Here is a 23831-nt window from a genome sequence, read left to right on the forward strand (position 1 = left end):
CGAAGGGGCGGTACAGGTGAGCGCCAGCGGCACCGCGGCCGGGCAGGTCGAGCACATGCTGCGCCAGGTGACGCCCGGGCGTTATGACGCCTACGAGGCGCTCCTTCGCGCGCTGGCGACCCCGTCCGCCGGCCAGGTCTGGATGCTGCTCTGGCACGGCCAGGCCGGCTCCCCTGACGCGCAGTACGGGAACATGGAGGTGGAGGGCTTCGGGTACGCGCCGTGCGTGACCTCCGCTCAGGAGCTCTCCGCCAGCGGCTGGAACCGCTCGTACGAGGTGGTGGACGGCCTCGACGTCGCCCGCACCCTGTACCCGGACCAGTTCGGCCTCTGGCTGAACCCGCATGCCCCCGGCGGCGGCGTCGGCATCCCCTGGCTGGACCTGCGCCGCATCGCGGCCGGTCTGGAGCGCCAGCCCGCGGGTCCGCTGCGGCTGTCCGAACCGGGCATCGAGATTCCCCAGTTCTACGCCCTGCTCACGCAGAACGCGCACCGCACACCCGCCGTGCGCTCGCTGCGCCGCGCCTGGGTACAGCCCGCGCTCGGGGCGCCGTATCTCGCCATCGGTCTTGATGTGTACGACACTTCGCCGTCCGCCGTCGACTCGGTGCGGGCGATGATGCAGCAGTCCATCGGCGCGGTGCCGGACGGACTGCCCGTCTCGACCGTCGCGATGTCCGACGAGTTCGACCCGGTGGCGATGTGGCTGCGCGCCAACGCGCGGCCGTTCTACGACCGTGAGGCGCACGCGGCTCCGGCACAGGCGCCGATGGCGGATGGGTACGGCTATCCGCAGCCCAGGTCCTACTGACCCCGGTTCCGCACACCCCGGACCTGCCGCGGCCTCGCCTCTGACCTGCGCGCGAGAAGACGTAAGGGCTGGATGTCCCCTTTGGGGATGACACCTGCCGAAAGGGTGCCTGATGGGCCTTTCCGGCCCAACTGACCCCTGTCCGGCCCGCGTTACCCACTGTTCGGATAACGGAATCCCCTTAACCGCATCACGGTTGCGCATACTTTCTCCATCAGACCTGGCACGTGATCGTGGCGGCACTGAAGACTCGCCCATCAGACATGGGGTCATCGATCCTGTGCGCGAATGCAAGTCGACGGATCAGCCGGGTCACCAGGCCGCACCATCTGTGGCCACCACCCGGCGTGCAAGTGAACCAAGCCGCAGACAGCGGCGGGCGTAGGCCGGTCACCACCGGTCAGAGGGGTCGGGTCACTGTGACCGCACCGATCGAGACCACCGGGGCGGCATCGGAAGTACAGCCTGAGGCCGTGCTTGCCGGAGTCGACAAGGGGCAGATCGAGGGCCGTTCCCTGGGACAGATCGCCTGGACGCGCTTCAAGCGCGACAGAGTGGCGGTCGCCGGCGGTGTCATCGTCGTGCTGCTCATCCTGCTGGCCGTGCTCGCCCGGCCCATCCAGGCCCTGTTCGGCCTTGACCCGAACGCCTTCCACCAGGACCTGATCGACCCCAACACCTCGCTGCCCAAGGGCGGCTTCGGTGGAATGAGCTGGGACCACCCCCTCGGCGTGGACCCGAAGTTCGGCCGCGACATCGCCACCCGCGTCCTGGAGGGCTCCTGGGTGTCGCTGGTGGTCGCCTTCGGCGCCACGGTCCTGTCCAACGTGATCGGCGCGATCCTGGGCGTCGTCGCCGGCTACTACGGCGGACGGGTCGACTCGATCATCAGCCGGCTGATGGACACCTTCCTCGCCTTCCCCCTCCTGCTCTTCGCCATCGCCATCTCCGCCACCCTGCAGGGCGGCGCGTTCGGCCTCGAAGGGCTCCCGCTCCACCTGAGCGTGCTGATCTTCGTCATCGGCTTCTTCAACTGGCCCTACCTGGGTCGGATCGTCCGCGGCCAGACCCTCGCGCTGCGCGAGCGGGAATTCGTGGACGCCTCCCGGGGCATGGGCGCCAAGGGCCCGTACATCCTCTTCCGGGAGCTGCTGCCCAACCTGGTCGGCCCGATCATCGTCTACTCGACGCTGCTCATCCCGACCAACATCCTCTTCGAGGCGTCCCTGAGCTTCCTCGGGGTCGGTATCCAGCCCCCGCAGGCGTCGTGGGGCGGCATGCTCAGGGAAGCGGTGACCTTCTACGAGGTCGACCCGCAGTTCATGATCGTGCCTGGTCTCGCCATCTTCGTGACCGTGCTGGCGTTCAACCTGCTCGGCGACGGTCTGCGCGACGCTCTCGACCCGCGCAGCCGCTGAAGCCTGCCGCACACCGAGAGCCCAACAAGTTTCCGACTATGGAGGGGAACCCGACCATCATGCGAAGGTCAGCGCTGGCCGCAGTTGCGGCCATCGGCTCCGCGAGCCTGCTTCTCGCAGGCTGTAGCAAGGCCGATGACAACAAGAACGACGACACCACCAAATCAGCTGGGGCCAACGCAGCGACCAAGGATGTCGTCAACGCCTCCACGAAGAAGGGCGGGACGGTCACTTACGAGTACTCCGACGTCCCGGACTCCTTCGACCCGGGCAACACGTACTACGCGTACATGTACAACTTCAGCCGGCTGTACGCCCGCCCGCTGATGACGTTCGAGCCCGGCGCCGGCGAGAAGGGCAACACCCTCGTCCCGGACCTCGCCGCGAGCAAGGGTGTCCCGAGCGACGGCGGCAAGACCTGGACGTACAAGCTGCGTTCGGGCCTGAAGTACCAGGACGGCTCGGCGATCACGTCGAAGGACGTGAAGTACGCCGTCGAGCGCTCCAACTTCGCGCGTGACGTGCTCTCCCTCGGCCCGAACTACTTCCAGCAGTTCCTCGTGGGCGGCGACAAGTACAAGGGTCCCTACAAGGACAAGAGCGCCAAGGGCCTGTCGTCGATCGAGACCCCCGACGACACCACGGTCGTGTTCCACCTGAAGCAGGCCTTCCAGGAGTTCGACTACCTGGTCGCGGCCCCGCAGACGGCTCCGGTGCCGCAGGCGAAGGACACGGGCGTCGACTACGTCAAGAACATCGTGTCCTCGGGCTCGTACAAGTTCCAGAGCTACTCCGAGGGCAAGCAGGCCGTCCTCGTGCGCAACGAGAACTGGGACGCCTCGACCGACCCGCTGCGCAAGCAGTACCCGGACAAGATCGTCGTCAACCTGAAGGTCAACGCCGAGACGATCGACAAGGACGTCCTGGCCGGCGACGCGATCGACCTCGGCGGTACGGGTGTCCAGGCCGCCACTCAGGCGCAGGTGCTCAGCTCGGCCGACAAGAAGGCCAACACGGACAACACCTACGGTGGCCGTCTCGTCTACATGGCGATCAACACCAAGGTCGCGCCGTTCAACAAGGTCGAGTGCCGCAAGGCCGTGCAGTACGCGATCGACAAGGTCTCGGTGCAGACCGCCGAGGGCGGCCCGATCCGTGGTGACGTCGCCTCCACCGTCCTCCCGCCCGACATCCCGGGCTACGCGAAGTCGGACGTCTACGCGTCCGCCGGCAACAAGGGTGACGCGGCCAAGGCCAAGGAGCAGCTGAAGGCCTGCGGCAAGTCGTCGATCACGACGAACATCTCGGCGCGCAGCGACCGTCCGCAGGAGATCGACGCGGCCACCGCGATCATCAACTCGCTGAAGAGCGTCGGCATCAACGCCAGCCTGAAGCAGTACCCGTCGGGCAAGTACTTCACCGACTACGCCGGTGTCCCGAAGTTCACCGTGAAGAACAACATCGGTCTGATCATGATGCAGTGGGGCGCCGACTGGCCGTCCGGCTACGGCTTCCTGCAGCAGATCCTGAACGGTCAGGCGATCAGCCAGTCCGGTAACACCAACCTGTCGCAGTACGACAGCAAGGATGTCAACGCCCTCCTGGCGAAGGCGATCGGCACCCAGGACGACACCGAGCGCAACAGCCTGTACACCGAGATCGACAAGAAGACGATGGACGACGCCGTCCTGGTCCCGCTGACCTACTTCAAGGTGCTGCTGGCCCGTCCGACGACCAACACCAACCTGGTGTCGACGGCGGCCTTCAGCGGTCAGTACGACTACCTCAACATCGGCACCACGAAGAAGTAGCAGCCCCGGAAGGCAGGTGAAGGCATTGGTGCCCGCGGGCTTCGCGGCCCGCGGGCACCAGCGCCGATCCCCGTGATCTCGTACATTCTCCGTCGGACGGTAGCGGCAGTGATCCTGCTGCTGGTCGTCTCCGCGGTCACCTTCGCCATCTTCTTCCTGCTGCCAAGGATGGCCGGCCAGACCGCCGACCAGTTGGCGCAGCAGTACATCGGTAAGAGCCCGTCGAAGGCCGACATCCTCGCGGTCAAGCACAACCTCGGTCTGGACCAGCCCGTCTACGTCCAGTACTGGCACTTCATCAAGGGGATCGTGGGCGGCGCCACCTATGACCTCGGCCCCACCACGGCGCACTGCGACGCACCCTGCTTCGGGTACTCCTTCAAGACCCACCAGGCTGTCTGGCCGCAGCTCACCTCCCGCCTTCCGGTGACTCTCTCGCTGGCCGCGGGGGCCGCCGTCCTGTGGCTTGTCTCGGGTGTGGCGGTCGGCGTCGTCTCCGCGCTGAAGCCGCGCTCGATCTTCGACCGCACCTTCATGGGCGTCGCGCTCGCCGGTGTCTCGCTGCCCATGTTCTTCACGGGCAACCTGGCGCTGCTGCTCTTCACCTACCAGTGGCCGATCTTCGGCCGCACCTACGTCCCGTTCACCGAGAACCCGGCGCAGTGGGCCAACACCCTCTTCCCCGCCTGGTGTTCTCTCGCACTCCTGTACTCCGCCATCTACGCGCGGCTCACCCGCTCGGGCATGCTGGAGACGATGAACGAGGACTTCATCCGCACGGCCCGCGCCAAGGGCCTGCGCGAGCGCAACGTGGTGGTCCGGCACGGACTGCGCGCTGCCCTCACCCCGATCATCACGGTCTTCGGCATGGACCTCGGCCTGCTGCTCGGCGGTGCCGTGATCACCGAGACCGTGTTCTCGCTGCACGGCGTAGGCGAGTACGCGGTGGACGGCATCACCGACAACGACCTGCCCCCCATCCTCGGCGTGACCCTCCTCGCCGCCTTCTTCGTCGTGATCGCAAATCTCCTGGTGGACCTGTTGTACGCCGCCGCCGACCCGCGGGTGAGGCTCTCGTGACCGAACTGTCCAAGACCGGCGCCGCGGTCGGCGAGCCCGTCACCTCGCCCTCCGACGCTCCGAGCGCCTTCCTCGAAGTGCGCGACCTCAAGGTGCACTTCCCGACCGACGACGGCCTGGTCAAGTCCGTCGACGGGCTCAGCTTCTCGCTGGAGAAGGGCAAGACCCTCTCCATCGTGGGCGAGTCGGGCTCCGGGAAGTCCGTCACCTCGCTGGCGATCATGGGCCTGCACCGGCTCGGCGCGCGCGGCAAGAACGTCCAGATGTCCGGCGAGATCTGGCTGGACGGCAAGGAACTGGTCAATGCCGCTCCGGACGAGGTGCGCAAGCTCCGCGGCCGCGAGATGGCGATGATCTTCCAGGACCCGCTCTCGGCGATGCACCCGTACTACACGATCGGCAGCCAGATCGTGGAGGCGTACCGCGTCCACAACAACGTCAGCAAGAAGGTCGCGCGCAAGCGGGCCATCGAGATGCTCGACCGGGTCGGCATTCCCGAGCCCGCCAAGCGCGTCGACGGCTACCCGCACGAGTTCTCCGGCGGTATGCGCCAGCGCGCGATGATCGCGATGGCGCTGGTCAACAACCCCGAGCTGCTCATCGCGGACGAGCCGACGACCGCCCTCGACGTCACCGTCCAGGCGCAGATCCTCGACCTCATCCGGGATCTGCAGAAGGAGTTCGGCTCCGCGGTCGTCCTCATCACCCACGACCTGGGTGTGGTGGCCGAGATCGCCGACGAGGTCCTGGTGATGTACGGCGGCCGGTGCGCGGAGCGCGGTCCCGTCGACAGGATCTTCGAGCAGCCGCAGCACCCGTACACCTGGGGTCTGCTCGGCTCGATGCCGCGCATCGACCGGGAGACTTCCGACCGGCTCATCCCGGTCAAGGGCCAGCCGCCGAGCCTCATCAACGTCCCCTCGGGCTGCGCCTTCCACCCGCGCTGCCCGTACGCGGACCTGCCCAAGGGCGATGTCACCCGTACCGTGCGCCCCGAACTGCAGCTGGTCGGCAGCGGGCACTACACCGCCTGCCACCTCTCGCAGGAGGACCGTACGCGGATCTGGACCGAAGAGATTGCGCCGAAGCTGTGAGTGAGACAAAGAAGACGGACGCCGCCGACGCGGTGATCCCGCAGCAGGCAGCGGCCACCGAGGACCGAGCGGATTCCGCGAAGGGCTCGGAGGACCGCGAGGTCCTGCTCCGGGTCCAGGGGCTGAAGAAGCACTTCCCCATCCGGAAGGGCATCCTCCAGCGCCAGGTCGCCGCGGTGAAGGCGGTCGACGGCATCGACTTCGAGGTCCGCAAGGGCGAGACCCTCGGCGTCGTCGGCGAGTCCGGCTGCGGCAAGTCGACCATGGGCCGGGTCATCACCCGGCTCCAGGACCCGACCGGCGGCACCATCGAGTTCGAGGGCCAGGACATCACCTCGCTCAGCGCGGGGAAGATGCGCCCGCTGCGCCGCGACATCCAGATGATCTTCCAGGACCCGTACGGGTCGCTGAACCCCCGGCACACCATCGGCTCGATCGTCTCGGCGCCCTTCCGGCTCCAGGGCGTGGAGCCCGAGGGCGGCGTGAAGAAGGAGGTCCAGCGGCTCCTGGAGCTGGTGGGCCTGAGCCCCGAGCACTACAACCGCTACCCGCACGAGTTCTCCGGCGGCCAGCGCCAGCGCATCGGCATCGCCCGCGCGCTCGCCCTGAAGCCGAAGCTGGTCGTGGCGGACGAGCCAGTCTCGGCGCTGGACGTGTCGATCCAGGCGCAGGTCGTCAACCTCATGGACGACCTCCAGCAGGAGCTCGGCCTGACGTACGTGATCATCGCGCACGACCTCTCCGTCGTCCGCCATGTCTCGGACCGCATCGCGGTGATGTACCTCGGCAAGATCGTCGAACTCGCCGACCGCACCTCGCTGTACGAGGCGCCGATGCACCCGTACACCAAGGCCCTGATGTCGGCCGTGCCGGTCCCGGACCCCAAGCGCCGGGGCGCCAAGAGCGAGCGGATCCTGCTCCGCGGCGACGTGCCCTCGCCGATCTCGCCGCCGAGCGGCTGCCGCTTCCACACGCGCTGCTGGAAGGCCACGGAGATCTGCAAGACGACCGAGCCCCCGCTCATCGAGCTGAGGCCCGGTCAGCAGGTCGCATGCCACCACCCGGAGAACTTCGAGGACCAGGCGCCGCAGGACACGGTGCTGCTGTCGGCGGCGAGGGAAGCGGTGGAGCTGGTGTCCGCGGTGGACGCCGCCGAGGTGTCGGGGGAGGCTCCGGCCGAGGTCTCGAAGGAGGCCCCTTCGGAGGAGGCCGCTTCGCAGGAGGCTCTCTCGGAGGAGGTCTCTTCGGAGGAGCCCGCGGTGTCCGAGGACGCCTCGGAAGCGCCGGCTGAAGAGGAAGTCTCGGAAGTGTCTGCCGAAGAGGAAGCCTCTGGCGACACCGACACCGACACCGACACCGACACCGAAGCCGAAGCCGAAGCCGAAGCCGAAGCCGAAGCCGAAGCCGATGCCTCGGCCGGATCGGAAACCGAGGCCGAGGACGCTGATCGTCAGGAGTCAACCGGCAAGTAGGCCGTGACGACTTGGCAAAGCCATGAACATGCTCGAACGGGAGAGTGCAGAGTCTCGCGTGTCCGACACTTCGGAACACGCTCGAAAGGGACGCTCATGGCACTCTCCCGTTCGGCACGCTTAGGGGCCCTCGCGACCGCGGCGGCCTCCTTCCTCGTCATCGCCGCCTCCTCCGCCCCGACCCCGGGCGCCGACGGCGTCGGGGACCCGTACTTCCCTCAGCTCGGCAACGGCGGCTTCGACGCCCGCCACTACGACCTCGACGTGGCGTACAACCCGGACTCCGACCGCCTCGACGGCCGTACGACCCTCACGGCCCGCGCCACCCAGAACCTCTCCTCCTTCGACCTCGACCTCCAGAAGCTGGACGTCACGAAGGTCGAAGTGAACGGCAGACGCGCCGACTTCACGCGCACGGGCGACGAGATCCGCATCACCCCGCGCGGCACACTGCCCAAGGGAAAGACCTTCACGGCGACCGTCACGTACGGCGGTGTCCCCGAACCCCTCAACGGCCCCATCGTCTTCGGCTCCGACTACGGGTGGATGAAGACGGCGGACGGCGTCTTCGTCGCCTGCGAGCCCAACGCCGCGTCCACCTGGTTCCCGTCCAGCGACCATCCGTCCGACAAGGCGACGTACGACATCCGCATCAAGGCCCCCAAGGGCCTGACGTCCGTCTCCAACGGACGCCTCATATCGACGTACGACCGGGGCGACGCCACCGTCACGCACTGGCGCGAGTCCAGGCCCATGGCGACCTATCTCGCGACCGCGACCATCGGCAAGTTCGACGTGAAGACCGGGACGACCCCCGCGGGAACGCCCATCTACGTCGCCATCGACCCGGTGCTCGCGAACAGCAACAGCGTCGACGTGTACGGCGTCACGGCCGAGGCCACCGACTACTGGTCGCAGGTCTTCGGTCCCTACCCCTTCGAGGAGACCGGCGCGATCGTCGACGACATGCCGGAGGCCGGCTTCTCGCTGGAGGTCCAGTCGAAGCCCGCGTACTCCGCCGTGCGCTCCGAGTCGACGATCGTGCACGAGCTGGCCCACCAGTGGTTCGGCGACTCCGTCTCGGTGGACCGATGGAAGGACATCTGGCTCAACGAGGGCTTCGCGACCTACGCCCAGTGGCTGTGGTCCGAGCACAAGGGCATCCGCTCGGCGCACGATTCGTTCCTGGCCGGGTACAACGCGCGGCCCGCTGACGCGGCGTTCTGGCAGATCACCGTCGCCGACCCGCAGCGCGACACGATGTTCGCCTCGGCGGTCTACCAGCGCGGTGCGATGACGCTCCAGATGCTCCGCGAACGCATCGGCGACACCGCCTTCTTCACGCTGCTGCCCGCCTGGACGAAGCTGCACCGCTACGGCAACGCGAGCACGGCCGACTTCATCAAGCTCGCCGAGAAGATCTCGGGCCAGCGGCTCGACGATCTCTTCCAGACCTGGATCTACACCACGGGCAAGCCCACGGTGTAGGCATTGGCGCCTGCCGCGAGCCTTGCTTTGTAAGGTTCACACCCGTCGGCGGGTGAGAATGTCCAGGTGCTTCAGGAACTGTTCACCCCCTCCGTCCAGCATGTGCTCGACCTCGTGGGGATCTTCGTCTTCGCGATCTCCGGCGCGCTGCTGGCCGTCCGCAAGAACTTCGACGTCTTCGGCATCGCCGTACTCGCCGAGGTCACCGCACTGGGCGGAGGGCTGTTCCGGGACCTGATCATCGGGGCCGTGCCCCCGGCCGCGTTCACCGACCTCGGCTACTTCAGCACCCCGCTGCTCGCCGCCCTCCTCGTCTTCTTCCTCCACCCGGAGGTGGAGCGGATCCAGGTCGGCGTCAACGTCTTCGACGCGGCCGGGCTCGGGCTGTTCGCTGTCGCGGGCACCACAAAGGCGTACGAGTACGGGCTCGGCCTGCCCCAGTCGGCCGCCCTGGGCCTCGCGACCGCCGTCGGCGGCGGTGTGCTGCGTGACGTCCTCGCCAACGAGGTGCCCTCGCTGCTGCGCTGGGACCGCGACCTGTACGCGGTGCCCGCGATGGTGGGTGCCACGATGGTCGCGCTGTGCATCCGCTACGACGTGCTGTCCCCGTTCACCAGCGGGCTCGCGGTCGTCACCGCTTTTGTCCTGCGCCTGCTCGCGATGCGCTTCCACTGGCGAGCGCCGCGCGCGTGGCACCGTCGTTCGACGGCGACCGAGGGAGAGACCCCCTAGACCCCGTGGACCCGGTGGCCCCGGTGGCCCCGACGGACCCGACGGGCCCGGTGGCCCCGGTAGAGCTCGTAAATCCCTTGGCTCCCTTGGCGCCGGTCCCGATCTGCTGGGTCAGCCAGCGGAACACGTCCGGGACCTGCGGCCGCCACAGCGCCATGTCATGGCCGCCCGCGCTGCGCGGCAGCAGCACCACGTGCACGCTCGTCGGCGGCTTCGCGACCTGCTCGAGCGCGGCGCCCGCCTGGTAGCCGTCGCCGGACTCGCCGGAGAAGTAGAGCGCGAGGCGGGGCGGGGTGCGGTAGGCGCGCAGCAACAGGTAGGGGTTGTTCTGGCGACGCAGCGCCACGCTCTGCGCGGCGAGCGAATGGCGTTCGCCGATCGGGTCGTTGTAGCCGGACAGGCTCACCGCGGCCCGGTAGCGGTCGGGGTGCGCGACGGCGAGCTTCGTCGCGCAGTGCGCGCCCGCCGAGTAGCCGGCGGTCGCCCAGCCGTCCGGGGCGGCCTCGGCACGGAAGTTGTCGGTCACCATCTTCGGCACGTCGAGGCTGAGCCAGCTGTCGGCGTTCACCGTGCCCGGGATGTTCGCGCAGCCCGTGTCCACCCGGGCCAGCAGCGTGGTGCGCGGCGCGACCAGGATGAACGGCGCGACCTGGCCGGAGCGCATCATCGGCAGCAGCTGCTCATGCACCTTCAGCGACCCGAACCACGCCTTCGCGGAGCCCGGATAGCCCGGCAGCAGCTCCACGACGGGGAACTTCCGGTGGCGGTAGGCGGGTTCGTGGTACTGCGGCGGCAGCCAGACGTAGACCTCCGCGTCCACCCCCGACACCAGGCCCTTGAGCTGGGTGACGCGCACCCCGCCCGCCTGGTGCATGCCGGGACCGTCGGCCTGGGTGAACGTCTGCCGGACCTTCGGCAGCTGTTCGAGCGCGATGCCACCGGTGCCGTCCCTGCCGAGGTCGGCGGCCCGCTGGACGTGGTTGCCGGTGCCGAGCAGGTCCGACCAGTTGTCGTACAGGCTGTTGGCGTTGTTGACGAGGACGAAGACGAGGGTGACCGCGGTGCCCTGGGCGAACAGCAGCATCAGCAGTCGGGCGGCGCTGCGCACGGGCGCGGGGCCGCGGACTCGGGACCAGAGGGCCAGGGGCAGGACGAGGGCGAGGGCGAACAGCGCGGTCGCGGTGAAGAGGAACGGCGTCCCGGTGAGGCTCATGTCCCTTCAGAGGAGATGTCGGCTGCGGAGGTTACGGACGAGTGCGGACACTTACCAAGAAATTGCCGACTCCTCACCTTGGGCTTGCGTTCAGGTGTCACGCGCCCGAAACAGTCAAAGCTACCGCTTAGTAATTTCCTGTTGTACCGTTCATGCATGCCAGAAGCAGCTTCGGTACAGGCCGTACGGGCCACGATCGGCGACAGTGAGTTCGACCGGGACACCGCGGTGACCCTGCGCGAACCCGGCGTCTACGACATCGACCTCTCCGCCGGCTGGACGATCATCAGCGCCGTCAACGGCGGCTATCTGCTGGCCGTCCTGGGCCGCGCGCTCGCGGACGCCCTGCCGCACCCCGACCCGTTCACGATCTCCGCGCACTACCTGACCGCGTCCCAGCCGGGCCCCGCGGTCGTCCGCACGGACGTCGTGCGCACGGGGCGGACGCTGTCGACCGGCCAGGCGTCCCTCTTCCAGTACGACGACGAGGGCCGCGAGGTCGAGCGGATCCGCGTCCTCGCCTCGTACGGCGATCTCGACACCCTGCCCGACGACGTCCGTACGACGGCGAAACCGCCCGCGATCCCGCCCATGGACCAGTGCTTCGGACCGCAGGACGGCCCGGCCCCCGTCTCCGGCAGCTCCGCCATCGCCGACCGGCTGATGCTCAAGCTCGACCCGTCGACGCTGGGCTGGGCGCTCGGATCGCCGTCCGGGAAGGGCGAGATGCGGTCCTGGTTCGGCCTCGCCGACGGCCGCGACGCGGACCCCTTGTCGCTGCTCCTCGCGGTCGACGCGCTGCCGCCGACCGCCTTCGAGATCGGGTTGTCCGGCTGGGTGCCGACCGTCGAGCTGACGGTGCACGTGCGTTCCCGTCCGGCGCCCGGTCCGCTGCGGGTGTCGATCACCACGCGTAACCTCGCCGGGGGCTTCCTGGAGGAGGACGCCGAGGTGTGGGACAGCGCGGACCGGCTGGTCGCGCAGTCCCGGCAGCTCGCGAGGGTACGACTCAGCTGAGCGGCCGCCGGCCGAGATAGGCCGCCAACCGCCCGTAGGCGTCGGCCCCTTCGGGGGCCGGCGCCGCCGAGTCGAAGGGCAGGTCGTCGCCCTCGCGCTGCTCGTCGGGCAGGACGCGACGGGCGATGGCGAGCGCGAACTCGGCCAGTTCCGGGCCGACAGGGTGCGGTCGGCCACGCTGCTGCCGGATCCGGTGAAGCGGCGGCCGGGCGTGGAACTCGCCCACGTCTGGGAGGTGTTGCGCCGCCAGGTGGAGGAGCGGCCCGGCGGACTCGATGTCACAGTTCGGGTACAGCGCTCCCGCCTCGACATGTTCCTGCGCCTCAACGCCTCCTCGCTCACGGCGTTGCCGGAGGACGACGGCGCGAGCGAGTGGGTAACCGCTCATCTGTCGTACGGCTTTGTCCGCGAAGCCCGTGCCCTGCTGGCCTTCGCGGACCGGTTGGAGGTCGTCTCGCCGCCGGAGGTGCGGGCGGAGCTGGCCGGGACGGCGGCATCCATCACGGCGTTGTACGGGGCGGGTTGACCCCGACCGGAGCGCGTGGTCCACAGGAAACCACAGGTTCGGCACAGCGCGGCCTCACGTGGGTCTGGTCCTCTGTCCTCCGCTCATCCGGCACTCATCCGGCATTCATAAACCGGATCCCGTGACTTGACTGGGAGTTACCCTCATGAACCGTCGTGCACGACTCGTCCCGGCCGTCGCCCTACTGGCGCTCTCGCCCCTGCTGGCGGCCTGCGGCTCGGACGACTCGTCGTCCTCCTCGACCAGCGGCAACTCCGGCCAGAACTGTCAGCGGCCGTCAGGCATGCCGAGCGGTGGTCCGTCCGGGCAGCCCAGCGGCGGGCCCTCCGGGATGCCGTCGGGCATGCCGACCGGGTCGCCGTCGGGCATGCCCACGGGGAAGGCCGGGTCCGGCGCCCCGTCGGGGATGCCGAGCGGCGGTCCCGGCGGTGGCCAGGGTGGCGGTCAGGGTGGCTGCGGCGGCGGTCCCGGTGGGCAGCAGGGCGGCCAGAGCCAGCAGGCCGCTCAGGGCTGACCGGGGCCGCTTTCCCCACGTGTGACAGCTGCTTTCCTCACACGTGCGACAAGGGTGACGCGTCCGGCGGACGGACGCGTCACCCCAGCCAGTTGCGGCGGCCGATCGCGATCAGCCGCATCTGGCGGCTTGCCACGCAGGCCACCCGGTCCCGCTCCTCCTCGGACGCCTCCAGTGCCTCCAGGAACTGGGAGGCCGCCATCAGCATGTGGTCGACATACAGGCCCGCGAGCATCAGCAGATCGTCGTCGCTCCACCCCTCCGACTCGGAGTGTTTGGCCAGTTCGACCTTCACCTCCTCGGCGAACCGGGCCAGTTGCTCCGTGATCGCCTCCCGGACCGGCTGGACGCCGCCGTGCCGCTCGCGCGCGATGAAACGGACATGCGCCGGGTGCGCCTCGACATGGCGGGCGATCAGATCGACGGCGCGCGTGATGCGTTCGTCGCTGTCCCCGGCCGCGGACACCGTGTCCCCGATCATCGGGTGCAGGCTGCCCAGCGCCTCCTCGACGAGCGCCACGCCGAGATCCGCCGTCGAGCGGAAGTGCCGGTAGAAGGCGGTCGGGGCGACACCGACGGCGCGGGTGACCTCGCGCAGGCCCAGGCTGCTCAGGCTCTGCTCCTCCAGCAGTGCCAACGCCGCGTCCAGGAGCGCCTGTCGGGTCTTCTGCTTCTGGGCCTGTCGGATGCCGAGAGTGTGACTCATGCCATGCAGTTAACAACTGTTCTCTGTAATTGGAAAGCCGGGGGACGCGCTAGACTCAAGAGTCAGTGAACAACTGTTACTACAACCGTTCACTGAGTCGTCAAGTCCCCGAAACATTCGGGACCTCACCGTCGAGGCTCCGGCCCCGGGGACGGGACTTCGAGACTTCCACGAGAGGCATCTCATGCTGTTCCTCGTCGCCGCCCTCCTGCTGCTGGGTGTCGTCATGGGTTCGGTGGCCCACGTGCCGCTGCCCGTCACCCTCGTCGTCGCTGCCGTCATCGGCATCTGGCTGGCCGTCTTCGCGGTACGCGAGCGGAACGCCCGCCGGCGCCAGCCCTCCACCAACTGATTGTCGGGAGCTGACTTACGTCATGGAACTCACCGCTGCTCAGGCCCACCGCACCGGTACGCGGGACACCGACGGCATGGCCGTCGCCTCCTTCATCCTCGGCCTCCTCGGCCTCCTGGTCCTGAACGTCTTCCTGGGCCCCATCGCCATCGCCCTCGCCTCCGTCGCCCTCTGGCGCGGCACGGCCCGCCGGGGCCGCGCCTTCCTCGGCCTCGGCCTGGGCATCGCCGACCTGGTGGTACTGGCGGCGTTCATGCAGTTCGACAGCACGTTGTCCTGGAACTTCTGAGTACCGCTGTGGGCAATCGTTCCGCAGGGCGAGGGGGGTCCCCCCGCTCGAGCTGAGCCGAGAGTGGGGGAGGCTGGGCACAGCTGACAGCGCCGGGTGCGCTGCAGAGGGGTCCCGCCCCGGCGCCGGGAAGGCGCACTGGGAACCCCGGGCGCCGACCAGACCGACGACCACCCACGGTGGGGGCCGAGGCCGTGGAGCGGCGGCCCGTAGAATCGGGCCCACCATGGCTTACCTGGACCACGCCGCGACCACACCCATGCTCCCCGAGGCGGCAGAGGCACTGACCGCGCAGCTGAGCATCACGGGCAACGCCTCCTCCCTCCACGCCGCCGGCCGCCGCGCCCGGCGGACGGTCGAGGAAGCCCGCGAAACCCTGGCGGACGCCCTCGGCGCACGCCCCAGCGAGGTGGTCTTCACCTCCGGCGGCACCGAGGCCGACAACCTCGCGGTGAAGGGCCTGTACTGGTCCCGCAGAGACGCGGCAGCGACCCGCACCCGCATCCTCGCCAGCCCCGTCGAGCACCACGCCGTCCTCGACGCCGTCCACTGGCTCGGCGAACACGAGGGCGCGACGGTCGAGTACCTCCCCGTCGACTCGTACGGCCGCGTCCACCCGGACGCCCTGCGCGAGGCCATCGCCCGTAACCCCGACGACGTCGCCCTCGCCACGGTCATGTGGGCCAACAACGAGATCGGCACGGTCATGCCGGTCCGTGAACTGGCCGACGTCGCCGCCGAGTTCGGCATTCCGCTGCACGCCGACGCCGTCCAGGCCTTCGGCCAGGTCCCCGTCGACTTCGGCACCTCCGGCCTCGCCGCGATGACCGTCTCGGGGCACAAGATCGGCGGCCCGTACGGCATCGGCGCGCTGCTGCTCGGCCGCGAGTACAGCCCCGTACCCGTCCTGCACGGCGGCGGCCAGGAGCGCCATGTGCGCTCCGGCACGCTCGACGTGCCCGCGATCGCGTCGTTCGCCGTCGCCGGGCGGCTCGCCGCCGAGCAGCGTGAGTGGTTCGCCCGCGAGGTCGGCGCCCTGCGCGACGACCTGGTCGAGGCCGTACGCAAGGCCGTGCCCGACGCGATCCTCGGCGGCGACCCCGCCACCGGGGGCCGCCTGCCCGCGAACGCGCACTTCACGTTCCCCGGCTGCGAGGGCGACTCCCTGCTGCTGCTCCTGGACGCGCAGGGCATCGAGTGCTCCACCGGCTCCGCGTGCACGGCGGGCGTCGCCCAGCCCAGCCACGTCCTCCTCGCCACCGGCACCGACCCCGACCTGGCCCGCGGCACCCTCCGCTTCTCCCTCGGCCACACCTCCACGGAGGCGGACGTCGAGGCGGTGGCTCGCGCGATCGGCCCGGCGGTGGAACGGGCGCGGACGGCGGGGCTCAGCTAGGCACCCCGGCCGGGCACGCCCTCGCCGCTCGCGCCGTACGCGGGGCCCGGCACCGTACGCGGGGCTAGGACTTCGCCGTATGTGCCTCCCGCACCAGCCGTATGTACCGGTCCCAGTCCCAGTACGGCCCGGGATCGGTGTGATCCGTGCCCGGCACCTCCACATGCCCGATGATGTGCTCGCGGTCGACGGCTATGCCGTACCGCGCGCAGATCTCGGCCGTGAGACGCGCGGAGGCGGCGTACATCGCGTCCGTGAACGAGGAGGCGCGCTCGACGAAGCCCTCGTGCTCTATGCCGACACTGCGCTCGTTGTACTCCCGGTTCCCCGCGTGGAACGCCACGTCCAGCTCGCGGATCATCTGGGTGATGTGGCCGTCCTTGCGGACGATGTAGTGCGCGGCGGCGCCGTGCCCCGGGTCCTGGAAGACCCTCACCGCGCTCTGGAAGTTGCCCTGGGTGACATGGATGATCACCCGGTCTATCCCGTAGTCGTCGGGCCGGTCCGCCCGCCGCCAGTTCGCCTCCGACGCTGCCACCCACTGCGCGCCCCGGAAGTCGACCGCACCCGCCACCCGCGGCTTGTCCACGCCGGGCAGCCGCCACCACAGGTGCCCGAGCTCGTCCCGAGCCAGCACCGCCGTGCCCACGGCGGCCGCCGCACCGCCGATGAGCAGCGTCCGGCGCCCGATCCGCCGGTCCCCGTCCCTGGCCTTGCGGCCCGGTGGCTCTGCCTTTTTCTTCCCCGTTTTCTCCCCCATGCGATCTTCAACGGATACTCGCAGGCTTCGGTTCCCACGGCCCCGTACCCTGGAGGGGTTATGACTGAGACCTCGCAGCGCCCCCTCCGCGTCCTCGCCGCCATGTCCGGCGGCGTGGACTCCGCCGTAGCCGCAGCCCGCGCGGCGGAAGCAGGCCACGACGTGACGGGCGTGCACCTCGCGCTCTCCGCCAACCCGCAATCGTTCCGGACCGGCGCCCGCGGCTGTTGCACCATCGAGGATTCGCGCGACGCCCGTCGCGCGGCGGACGTCATCGGCATCCCCTTCTACGTGTGGGATCTCGCCGAGCGCTTCCGCGAGGACGTGGTCGAGGACTTCATCGCCGAGTACGAGGCGGGGCGCACCCCGAACCCGTGCCTGCGCTGTAACGAGAAGATCAAGTTCGCCGCCCTGCTCGACAAGGCGCTCGCGCTCGGCTTCGACGCGGTCTGCACGGGCCACTACGCGCAGGTCATCGTCCCCGAGGACGGCACGCGAGAGCTGCACCGCGCCTCCGACATGGCCAAGGACCAGTCGTACGTCCTCGGGGTGCTCGACGACCGCCAGCTCGCCCACGCGCTGTTCCCGCTCGGCGACACGGTCACCACGAAGGACGAGATCCGCGCCGAGGCCGAGCGCCGGGGCCTCGCCGTAGCCAAGAAGCCCGACTCGCACGACATCTGCTTCATCGCCGACGGCGACACCCAGGGGTTCCTCGCGAACCGCCTGGGCAAGGCGGAGGGCGACATCGTCGACGAGTCCGGCGCCAAGCTGGGCACCCACGAGGGCGCGTTCGGCTTCACGATCGGCCAGCGCAAGGGGCTGCGCATCGGCACCCCGGCCGCCGACGGCAAGCCGCGCTACGTCCTGGACATCTCGCCGGTGAACAACACGGTGACGGTCGGCCCGGCGGACGCGCTCGACGTGAACGCGCTGACGGCCATCAAGCCCCGCTGGTGCGGCGCCGCCCCGACCGGTCCTGGCACCTACACCGCCCAACTCCGCGCCCACGGCGGCGAGACGACGGTCACCGCCGAGCTCGTCGACGGCTCGCTCGAGGTCAGCTTCGCCGAGCCCGTCCGAGGCGTCGCCCCCGGCCAGGCGATCGTCCTGTACGACGGCACGCGCGTGGTCGGCTCGGCGACGATCGCGACGACCACGCGCGCGACGGCGGCTGTCTAGGCACTGCTCCGGGCCGTCCGGGCCCGGATCGGCCCCAACTTCCTGATCAGCCGGTTGTCGCCGATCGCCGATCGGCGGACGATCCAGGCGGAGGCCGGCGCCTAGGCGCCGGGCTGCGAGTAGAACTCCTTCAGGAGCGGTGCCAGGGCCTGGGGATCGACCCTGTGGGTCTGGCCGTCCAGCGTGCGGTACGTCCCGTCGGGCGCCGTGTCCGCCACGGCCCGCGCCGCCTGGCGCATCCACTCGGGACTGGCCCCGCCGGCGACGGAGAGCACGGGCACGCTGACCGAGGCCAGCCGGTCCCGGGGCACCAGGCCGTCGCCCATCGCCGCGTTGTCGTACGCCAGTGTGGGCGCGATCGCCTCCATGTCCGGCCAACCGGGGGACCGGCGGGCGTCCGCGATCATCTCCGGAGGCGTACCGGCGAGTGCCATGAACAGCTCGACGGCGTCCCCGCGTCGGTCCTCGCCGAGCAGCTCGGTCAGCCGCTCCGTGTACTCCAGACGCTCTTTTCCGCCCCCTTCGTAGACGGCGAACGGCGTTTCGTAGACGGCGACCTTGCTGACGGGCAGCACCCCGCTCGCCGCCGCTTCCAGTACCAGCGCGCCGCCCGACGAGATGCCGTAGAGCGCCGCGCTGCCCCCGGACGCCTCCATCAGCGCCGCGATGTCCTCGATCTCACGGGCCACCGCGAAGGGGACGGTGTCGCCGCTGTCGCCGCGGCCCCGGCGGTCGTAGGTGACGGCGCCGAAGCGGTCCGAGAGGGCCTCGGCCAGGGGCGCCAGCGTGGCGCCCGTACACATGGCTCCGCCGACCAGGACGACCGCCGGGCCGTCACCGTAGCGTTCGTACGCGAGGGGGGTTCCGTCGCGCGAGAGGGTCTTCTTGTCCATGTCTGTAGAGACTGCCGGGGATCCCGGAACTCATCGGGTCACGACACAGCTGCTTCGTGACGGCTGCTTCGGGACCTCTACTTCTTGACTTCTACTTCTTGACTTCTGCTTCGTAGAAGCAGAGGTGGTCCTTGATCTCGGCGACGTCGGGCTTGGGATCGGGGTAGGCCCAGACGAGGTCGGCCGCGTCGGGGCGGGACCAGTAGGACGCCGTGCCCTTGAAGGGGCAGTACGTGTGGGTGTCGGAGGGCGTCAGCAGATCCAGACGGACGTCCTCGGCCGGGAGGTAGTAGCGCACCGGACAGCCGGTCTCGCGCAGCACCAGGGCGCGGTCGCTCTCCGCGAGTACCTGGTCGCCGTGCACGACGCGTACATGGTCCGTGCCCTGCTCGATGGTGATCGTGTGTCCTTCAGCCATACAGGGAAAGCACCGGTGGGCCCGTAGTTCTTCCCCCCGTACGGTGGGCGCATGAATATCTGCGTCTTCCTCTCCGCCGCCGACCTCGACGACCGCTACACGCGCCCCGCGCGGGAGTTCGCGAAGCTGCTCGGCAAGGGCGGCCACACGCTGGTGTGGGGCGGTTCGGACGTCGGTCTGATGAAGGTGGTCGCCGACGGTGTGCAGGAGGCGGGCGGGCGTCTGCTGGGCGTCTCCGTGGACTTCCTGGCGGCCAAGGCCCGCGCGGGCGCCGACGAGATGGTGATCGCCCGTGACCTCGCCGAGCGCAAGGCGCTGCTGCTGGAGAAGGCCGACGCGGTGGTGATCATGGTCGGCGGCACGGGGACGCTCGACGAGGCGACCGAGATCCTGGAGCTGAAGAAGCACGGGAAGACGGACAAGCCGGTGGTCCTGCTCAACACGGCGGGCTTCTACGACGGCCTCAAGGAGCAGTTCCGGCGCATGGAGGGCGAGGGTTTCCTGCCGCGCCCGCTCGCCGACCTGGTGTTCTTCGCGGAGGAGCCGGTGGGCGCACTGGCCTACCTGGAGGAGAGTCACGGCACCCGGTGATGCGAGCATGGCGGGCATGGCTACACATGTGATCACCGGGGCGGGCTCCGGCATCGGCGCCGCCGTCGCCCGCCGCCTCCACACGCGCGGGGACGAACTCGTGCTGCACGCGCGCGACGCGGGCCGTGCGAAAGAACTCGCGGGGGAGTACCCGGGAGCGAAGACCCTCGTCGGAGACCTGGCGGACCCGGACAAGCTCTCCTGGGCGTTCTCGCACCAGACGCTGCCCGACCGGATCGACTCGCTGCTGCACATCGCGGGCGTGGTCGACCTGGGCCGGGTGGGCGAGCTGACCCCCAAGTCCTGGCGCCACCAGCTCAACGTCAACCTGATCGCCCCCGCCGAGCTGACCCGCCACTTCCTGCCCCAACTCCGCCTCGCCCAGGGCCACGTGGTGTTCGTCAACTCCGGCGCCGGCCTGAACGCCCACGCCGACTGGTCCGCGTACGCCGCCTCCAAACACGGCCTCAAGGCCCTCGCCGACTCCCTCCGCCACGAGGAACACACGAACGGCGTCCGCGTCACCTCCGTCTACCCCGGCCGCACCGCAAGCCCCATGCAGGCCAAGGTCCACCAGCAGGAGGGCAAGGAGTACGACGCCGCCAAGTGGATCGACCCGGAGTCCGTCGCGACGACCATCCTGATGGCCATCGACCTGCCGCGGGACGCGGAGGTCAACGACCTGACGGTGCGACCGGGCCGCTGACCTCCCCCTGGTCATTCCGTAGGCTGCCGGGGTGAGCGAAAACAGCGAGTTCAGGTTCGGTTCCGCGACCGGGGTCGGGTCCATGCCGGGCGGTGACGCGCGGGAGGCCGCGAAGACCGTCACCGGATCCTTCGAGGACTTCCCCTTCCTTCCCGAACTGCCCGCCCGGGGCCCCGGGGCGGACATGATCGGGCGGACCGCCGGGATGCTGGTCGAGCTGTACGCGCGCGTGGAGCCCAGCGGCTGGCGGTTCGGGGACCGGCCGGGGCGGGACACCAAGCGGGCCAGGTCATGGCTGGGGGAGGACCTCGACGCCCTTGAAGAGTTCACGCAGGGGTACGAGGGGCCGCTGAAGGTGCAGGCCGTCGGTCCCTGGACCCTCGCCGCCGCGCTGGAGTTGAAGAACGGTGAGGTGGCCCTCTCCGACGTGGGCGCGTGCCGGGATCTCGCCGGATCGCTCGCCGAGGGACTGCGCCTGCATCTCGACGAGGTGCGGCGGCGCGTCCCCGGCGCCCAGCTCGTGCTCCAGCTCGACGAACCGTCGCTCAACGCCGTACTGCGCGGACAGGTCAAGTCCGCCAGCGGCTACCGGACCCACCGGGCCGTGGACCGGCAGGTCGTCGAGGCGACGCTGCGGGACGTCATCGGGGTACACGGCGGCGGCCCCGTCGTGGTGCACTCGTGCGCCCCCGACGTGCCGTTCGCCCTCCTGCGCAGGACGGGCGCCGCGGCGATCTCGTTCGACTTCGCGCTGCTCACCGAGCGTGACGACGACGCGATCGGGGAAGCCGTGGAAGGGGGGACGCGGCTCTTCGCAGGTGTCGTCCCGGGCGTGGACGGCCCATTGTCAGACCCTGCCGGTAGCGTCATGGGTGTCAGGACGCTGTGGCGCAGGCTGGGGCTGCAACCGGGCCTTCTCGCGGAGGCGGTCACGGTCACTCCGTCGTGCGGGCTCGCGGGGGCTTCCCCCGACTATGCCCGCAAGGCACTCGCCCAGTGCGTCCGGGCGGCGAGATCCCTCGCGGACAACCCTGAGTAACGGGAGGACAACACGGTGGCCGGCGAAAAGCACGCAGAGCCCACATCGGTACCCGCCGAGGCACGGGAGAAGCACGCGCAGCTCGCTGAGCAGATCGAGGAGCACCGCTTCCGGTACTACGTGAAGGACCAGCCGGTCGTCAGCGACGCGGAGTTCGACCAACTCCTGCGCTCACTGGAGGAGCTGGAGGAGCAATACCCCGAGCTGCGCACGCCCGACTCGCCGACCCAGAAGGTCGCGGGGGCGTACGAGACGGGGTTCACCTCCGTCCAGCACCGCGAGCGCATGCTGTCGCTCGACAACGCCTTCGACGACTTGGGGCTCGCGGCCTGGGCCGAGCGCGTCGCCAGGGACGTGGGCACCTCCGACTACCACTTCCTGTGCGAGCTGAAGGTCGACGGCCTCGCGGTCAACCTCACGTACGAGCACGGCCGTCTCACGCGCGCGGCGACCCGCGGCGACGGCCGCACGGGCGAGGACATCACCCCCAATGTCCGTACGATCGCGGAGATTCCGGACCGTCTGAAGGGCGACCGCGTCCCGGACCTCGTGGAGATCCGCGGCGAGGTCTACTTCCCGATGGAGAAGTTCGAGGAGCTCAACGCCCGCCTGGTGGAGGCCGGCGACAAGCCCTTCGCCAACCCGCGCAACGCGGCGGCGGGTTCCCTGCGCCAGAAGGACCCGCGCGTCACCGCGACCCGGCCGCTGCACATGGTCGTCCACGGCATCGGCGCCCGCGAGGGCTTCGACATCGACCGCCTCTCCCAGGCGTACGACCTGCTGCGTGAGTGGGGCCTGCCGACTACGCAGTACGCCAAGGTGGTCGACGACCTCGACGGCGTACGGGAGTTCATCGCGTACTACGGGGAGAACCGTCACTCCGTGGAGCATGAGATCGACGGCGTGGTCGTCAAGCTCGACGAGATCCGCCTTCAGGGCTGGCTGGGCTCCACCGCCCGAGCCCCGCGCTGGGCGATCGCGTGGAAGTACGCGCCGGAAGAGGTCAACACCAAGCTGATCGACATCAAGGTCGGTGTCGGCCGCACCGGTCGCGTCACGCCGTACGCACAGGTCGAACCGGTCACGGTCGCCGGGTCAGAAGTCGAGTTCGCCACCCTGCACAACCAGGAAGTGGTGAAGGCGAAGGGTGTCCTCATCGGGGACACGGTCGTGCTGCGCAAGGCCGGAGACGTCATCCCGGAGATCCTCGGGCCGGTCGTCGATCTGCGCGATGGCACCGAGCGGGAGTTCGTGATGCCGGCCGAGTGCCCGGAGTGCGGGACGCCGCTGCGTGCCATGAAGGAAGGCGACATCGACCTGCGCTGCCCCAACGGCCGTACCTGCCCGGCCCAGTTGAGAGAGCGCGTCTCCTATCTCGCGGGCCGGGAGTGTCTCGACATCGAGCACTTCGGCAATGTGGCGGCGGCGGCATTGACCCGTCCGCTGGAGCCCGCCGAACCGCCGCTCGTCGACGAGGGCGACCTCTTCGACCTCACCGTCGAACAGCTCCTCCCCATCAAGGCGTACGTCCTCGACCAGGACAGCGGGCTGCCCAAGCGGGACCCCAAGACCGGTGAGGAGAAGGTCGTCACGGTCTTCGCCAACCAGAAGGGCGAGCCGAAGAAGAACACCCTCGCCCTGCTGGCCAACATCGCCGAGGCCAGGAACCGTCCGCTCGCCCGCTTCATCAACGGACTCTCCATCCGGCACGTCGGCCCGGTGGCCGCCGAGGCGCTGGCCCGCGAGTTCCGCTCCATCGACCGCATCGAGCAGGCCACGGAGGAGGAACTCGCCGCGGTCGACGGCGTCGGCGGGATCATCGCGGCCTCGGTCAAGCAGTGGTTCGCCGAGGAGTGGCACCGCGAGATCCTGCGCAAGTGGAAGGCCGCCGGAGTCAGGTTGGAGGACGAGGGCTCCGGCGAGGACGAAGGCCCGCGCCCGCTCGAAGGGCTCATCGTCGTCGTCACCGGCACGCTCGAACACCACACACGGGACGGCGCGAAAGAGGCCCTGCAGAGCCGGGGAGCGAAAGTCACCGGTTCTGTTTCGAAGAAGACATCTTTCGTCGTCGTAGGTGACAATCCTGGTTCGAAGTACGACAAGGCGATGCAGCTGAAGGTGCCGGTTCTGAACGAGGGGGGCTTCGCCGTCCTGCTCGAACAAGGGCCGGAGGCGGCGGCGGAAGTCGCGCTTCCGATCGAGGAGTAGCGGTTGAAGGCCACCCGTTCGGCGCATATCAGATGCATACGGGTGGCCGGGTCGCATTCGGGCAACCGTAGACGACGGCTGCCCGTGGAAGCCTTCTGCGGCCTACTGTTGAGGT

Annotated in this window: 24 protein-coding genes and 1 pseudogene; 19 read left to right on the forward strand and 6 right to left on the reverse strand. The window is 69.5% G+C overall.

The genetic code is table 11. The features are described 5' to 3' along the window. Nucleotides 1-16 precede the first annotated feature (16 nt). From ACZ4WS_RS33640 to ACZ4WS_RS33675, 8 genes are all read left to right on the forward strand, one after another. Nucleotides 17-811: an enhanced serine sensitivity protein SseB C-terminal domain-containing protein gene (locus tag ACZ4WS_RS33640; RefSeq protein WP_467986499.1), complete on the forward strand. Its 795-nt coding sequence runs from the start codon at nt 17-19 to the stop codon at nt 809-811. Nucleotides 812-1230: 419 nt separating this feature from the next. Beyond that, nucleotides 1231-2229: an ABC transporter permease gene (locus ACZ4WS_RS33645; RefSeq protein ID WP_467986500.1), complete on the forward strand. Its 999-nt coding sequence runs from the start codon at nt 1231-1233 to the stop codon at nt 2227-2229. Nucleotides 2230-2288: 59 nt separating this feature from the next. After that, on the forward strand, nt 2289-4040 hold the full coding sequence (locus ACZ4WS_RS33650) for an ABC transporter substrate-binding protein (protein ID WP_467986501.1): 1752 nt from the start codon (nt 2289-2291) through the stop codon (nt 4038-4040). Between the two features lie 72 nt (nt 4041-4112). Further along, the gene (locus tag ACZ4WS_RS33655; protein WP_467986503.1) at nt 4113-5120 is read left to right on the forward strand and encodes an ABC transporter permease; all 1008 of its coding nucleotides are present in this window, start codon (nt 4113-4115) and stop codon (nt 5118-5120) included. Continuing rightward, on the forward strand, nt 5117-6214 hold the full coding sequence (locus ACZ4WS_RS33660; RefSeq protein ID WP_467986504.1) for an ABC transporter ATP-binding protein: 1098 nt from the start codon (nt 5117-5119) through the stop codon (nt 6212-6214). The genes ACZ4WS_RS33655 and ACZ4WS_RS33660 overlap by 4 nt, the downstream gene beginning before the upstream one ends. Further along, nucleotides 6211-7686: an ABC transporter ATP-binding protein gene (locus ACZ4WS_RS33665; RefSeq protein ID WP_467986505.1), complete on the forward strand. Its 1476-nt coding sequence runs from the start codon at nt 6211-6213 to the stop codon at nt 7684-7686. The genes ACZ4WS_RS33660 and ACZ4WS_RS33665 overlap by 4 nt, the downstream gene beginning before the upstream one ends. Nucleotides 7687-7782: 96 nt before the next feature. Beyond that, nucleotides 7783-9174, forward strand: coding sequence for a M1 family metallopeptidase (locus ACZ4WS_RS33670; protein WP_467986506.1), 1392 nt, complete (start codon nt 7783-7785; stop codon nt 9172-9174). 66 nt (nt 9175-9240) lie between these two features. After that, nucleotides 9241-9906, forward strand: coding sequence for a trimeric intracellular cation channel family protein (locus ACZ4WS_RS33675; RefSeq protein ID WP_467986507.1), 666 nt, complete (start codon nt 9241-9243; stop codon nt 9904-9906). Here ACZ4WS_RS33675 and ACZ4WS_RS33680 read toward each other — a convergent pair. Then, on the reverse strand, nt 9806-11119 hold the full coding sequence (locus ACZ4WS_RS33680; protein WP_467986508.1) for an alpha/beta hydrolase: 1314 nt from the start codon (nt 11117-11119) through the stop codon (nt 9806-9808). The genes ACZ4WS_RS33675 and ACZ4WS_RS33680 overlap by 101 nt on opposite strands. A 156-nt stretch (nt 11120-11275) precedes the next feature. Between ACZ4WS_RS33680 and ACZ4WS_RS33685 the strand changes: the two genes are divergently transcribed. Beyond that, nucleotides 11276-12136 (forward strand): thioesterase family protein, encoded by an 861-nt coding sequence (locus ACZ4WS_RS33685; RefSeq protein WP_467986509.1) that lies wholly within the window; start codon nt 11276-11278, stop codon nt 12134-12136. Here ACZ4WS_RS33685 and ACZ4WS_RS33690 read toward each other — a convergent pair. Continuing rightward, a complete protein-coding gene (locus ACZ4WS_RS33690) occupies nt 12129-12362 on the reverse strand; it encodes a hypothetical protein (RefSeq protein ID WP_467986510.1) in 234 nt (77 codons plus the stop codon). The two genes, ACZ4WS_RS33685 and ACZ4WS_RS33690, sit on opposite strands and share 8 nt — an antisense overlap. Here ACZ4WS_RS33690 and ACZ4WS_RS33695 point away from each other — a divergent pair. Together ACZ4WS_RS33695 and ACZ4WS_RS33700 are read left to right on the forward strand one after the other, a co-directional pair. After that, nucleotides 12285-12662 (forward strand): annotated as a pseudogene (locus ACZ4WS_RS33695) (WCX domain-containing protein); the annotation flags it as partial. The gene ACZ4WS_RS33690 and the pseudogene ACZ4WS_RS33695 sit on opposite strands and share 78 nt — an antisense overlap. 145 nt (nt 12663-12807) lie before the next feature. Then, nucleotides 12808-13176, forward strand: a complete 369-nt coding sequence (locus ACZ4WS_RS33700; RefSeq protein ID WP_467986511.1) for a hypothetical protein — start codon at nt 12808-12810, stop codon at nt 13174-13176. A gap of 79 nt (nt 13177-13255) precedes the next feature. On the opposite strand, the gene ACZ4WS_RS33705 is transcribed toward ACZ4WS_RS33700, so the two are convergent. After that, nucleotides 13256-13882 carry a TetR family transcriptional regulator gene (locus ACZ4WS_RS33705; protein ID WP_467986513.1) on the reverse strand — a complete coding sequence of 209 codons (627 nt, stop codon included), beginning with the start codon at nt 13880-13882 and terminating at the stop codon, nt 13256-13258. A 184-nt stretch (nt 13883-14066) separates the two neighbouring features. Between ACZ4WS_RS33705 and ACZ4WS_RS33710 the strand changes: the two genes are divergently transcribed. From ACZ4WS_RS33710 to ACZ4WS_RS33720, 3 genes are all read left to right on the forward strand, one after another. After that, nucleotides 14067-14234, forward strand: a complete 168-nt coding sequence (locus tag ACZ4WS_RS33710) for a hypothetical protein (RefSeq protein ID WP_467986515.1) — start codon at nt 14067-14069, stop codon at nt 14232-14234. A 22-nt stretch (nt 14235-14256) separates the two neighbouring features. After that, a complete protein-coding gene (locus tag ACZ4WS_RS33715) occupies nt 14257-14523 on the forward strand; it encodes a DUF4190 domain-containing protein (protein WP_467986516.1) in 267 nt (88 codons plus the stop codon). A 226-nt stretch (nt 14524-14749) separates the two neighbouring features. Beyond that, nucleotides 14750-15919 (forward strand): cysteine desulfurase family protein, encoded by a 1170-nt coding sequence (locus tag ACZ4WS_RS33720; protein ID WP_467986517.1) that lies wholly within the window; start codon nt 14750-14752, stop codon nt 15917-15919. 64 nt (nt 15920-15983) lie between these two features. Here the strand turns inward: ACZ4WS_RS33720 and ACZ4WS_RS33725 are convergent, their stop codons facing one another. Then, on the reverse strand, nt 15984-16679 hold the full coding sequence (locus ACZ4WS_RS33725) for an N-acetylmuramoyl-L-alanine amidase (RefSeq protein ID WP_467986519.1): 696 nt from the start codon (nt 16677-16679) through the stop codon (nt 15984-15986). Nucleotides 16680-16739: 60 nt separating this feature from the next. Between ACZ4WS_RS33725 and mnmA the strand changes: the two genes are divergently transcribed. Beyond that, nucleotides 16740-17861: a tRNA 2-thiouridine(34) synthase MnmA gene (gene mnmA / locus ACZ4WS_RS33730; RefSeq protein ID WP_467986521.1), complete on the forward strand. Its 1122-nt coding sequence runs from the start codon at nt 16740-16742 to the stop codon at nt 17859-17861. Nucleotides 17862-17962: 101 nt separating this feature from the next. Here the strand turns inward: mnmA and ACZ4WS_RS33735 are convergent, their stop codons facing one another. After that, complete coding sequence (locus ACZ4WS_RS33735) at nt 17963-18754, reverse strand: alpha/beta fold hydrolase (protein WP_467986523.1); 792 nt, start codon at nt 18752-18754, stop codon at nt 17963-17965. Nucleotides 18755-18845: 91 nt separating this feature from the next. After that, nucleotides 18846-19172: a DUF427 domain-containing protein gene (locus ACZ4WS_RS33740; RefSeq protein WP_467986524.1), complete on the reverse strand. Its 327-nt coding sequence runs from the start codon at nt 19170-19172 to the stop codon at nt 18846-18848. Nucleotides 19173-19223: 51 nt separating this feature from the next. Here ACZ4WS_RS33740 and ACZ4WS_RS33745 point away from each other — a divergent pair, with 51 nt between their 5' ends. From ACZ4WS_RS33745 to ligA, 4 genes are read left to right on the forward strand one after another with little or no spacing between them, the layout of a single operon-like run. After that, nucleotides 19224-19763, forward strand: a complete 540-nt coding sequence (locus ACZ4WS_RS33745; protein ID WP_467986525.1) for an LOG family protein — start codon at nt 19224-19226, stop codon at nt 19761-19763. Nucleotides 19764-19770: 7 nt separating this feature from the next. Further along, complete coding sequence (locus ACZ4WS_RS33750) at nt 19771-20469, forward strand: SDR family oxidoreductase (RefSeq protein WP_467986527.1); 699 nt, start codon at nt 19771-19773, stop codon at nt 20467-20469. A gap of 31 nt (nt 20470-20500) precedes the next feature. Then, the gene (locus ACZ4WS_RS33755; protein ID WP_467986528.1) at nt 20501-21508 is read left to right on the forward strand and encodes a methionine synthase; all 1008 of its coding nucleotides are present in this window, start codon (nt 20501-20503) and stop codon (nt 21506-21508) included. 15 nt (nt 21509-21523) lie between these two features. Next, a complete protein-coding gene (gene ligA / locus ACZ4WS_RS33760; protein WP_467986529.1) occupies nt 21524-23716 on the forward strand; it encodes an NAD-dependent DNA ligase LigA in 2193 nt (730 codons plus the stop codon). Nucleotides 23717-23831: the final 115 nt, after the last annotated feature.

The organism is Streptomyces sp. NPDC029292 (assembly GCF_055569295.1).

Coding starts and splice junctions, on each gene's coding strand:
- ACZ4WS_RS33650 (WP_467986501.1), top strand. CDS start 2,289: ATGCGAAGGTCAGCGCTGGCCGCAGTTGCGGCCATCGGCTCCGCGAGC.
- ACZ4WS_RS33670 (WP_467986506.1), top strand. CDS start 7,783: ATGGCACTCTCCCGTTCGGCACGCTTAGGGGCCCTCGCGACCGCGGCG.
- ACZ4WS_RS33680 (WP_467986508.1), bottom strand. CDS start 11,119: ATGAGCCTCACCGGGACGCCGTTCCTCTTCACCGCGACCGCGCTGTTC.
- ACZ4WS_RS33685 (WP_467986509.1), top strand. CDS start 11,276: ATGCCAGAAGCAGCTTCGGTACAGGCCGTACGGGCCACGATCGGCGAC.
- ACZ4WS_RS33700 (WP_467986511.1), top strand. CDS start 12,808: ATGAACCGTCGTGCACGACTCGTCCCGGCCGTCGCCCTACTGGCGCTC.
- ACZ4WS_RS33705 (WP_467986513.1), bottom strand. CDS start 13,882: ATGAGTCACACTCTCGGCATCCGACAGGCCCAGAAGCAGAAGACCCGA.
- ACZ4WS_RS33710 (WP_467986515.1), top strand. CDS start 14,067: ATGCTGTTCCTCGTCGCCGCCCTCCTGCTGCTGGGTGTCGTCATGGGT.
- ACZ4WS_RS33715 (WP_467986516.1), top strand. CDS start 14,257: ATGGAACTCACCGCTGCTCAGGCCCACCGCACCGGTACGCGGGACACC.
- ACZ4WS_RS33720 (WP_467986517.1), top strand. CDS start 14,750: ATGGCTTACCTGGACCACGCCGCGACCACACCCATGCTCCCCGAGGCG.
- ACZ4WS_RS33725 (WP_467986519.1), bottom strand. CDS start 16,679: ATGGGGGAGAAAACGGGGAAGAAAAAGGCAGAGCCACCGGGCCGCAAG.
- mnmA (WP_467986521.1), top strand. CDS start 16,740: ATGACTGAGACCTCGCAGCGCCCCCTCCGCGTCCTCGCCGCCATGTCC.
- ACZ4WS_RS33735 (WP_467986523.1), bottom strand. CDS start 18,754: ATGGACAAGAAGACCCTCTCGCGCGACGGAACCCCCCTCGCGTACGAA.
- ACZ4WS_RS33740 (WP_467986524.1), bottom strand. CDS start 19,172: ATGGCTGAAGGACACACGATCACCATCGAGCAGGGCACGGACCATGTA.
- ACZ4WS_RS33745 (WP_467986525.1), top strand. CDS start 19,224: ATGAATATCTGCGTCTTCCTCTCCGCCGCCGACCTCGACGACCGCTAC.
- ACZ4WS_RS33750 (WP_467986527.1), top strand. CDS start 19,771: ATGGCGGGCATGGCTACACATGTGATCACCGGGGCGGGCTCCGGCATC.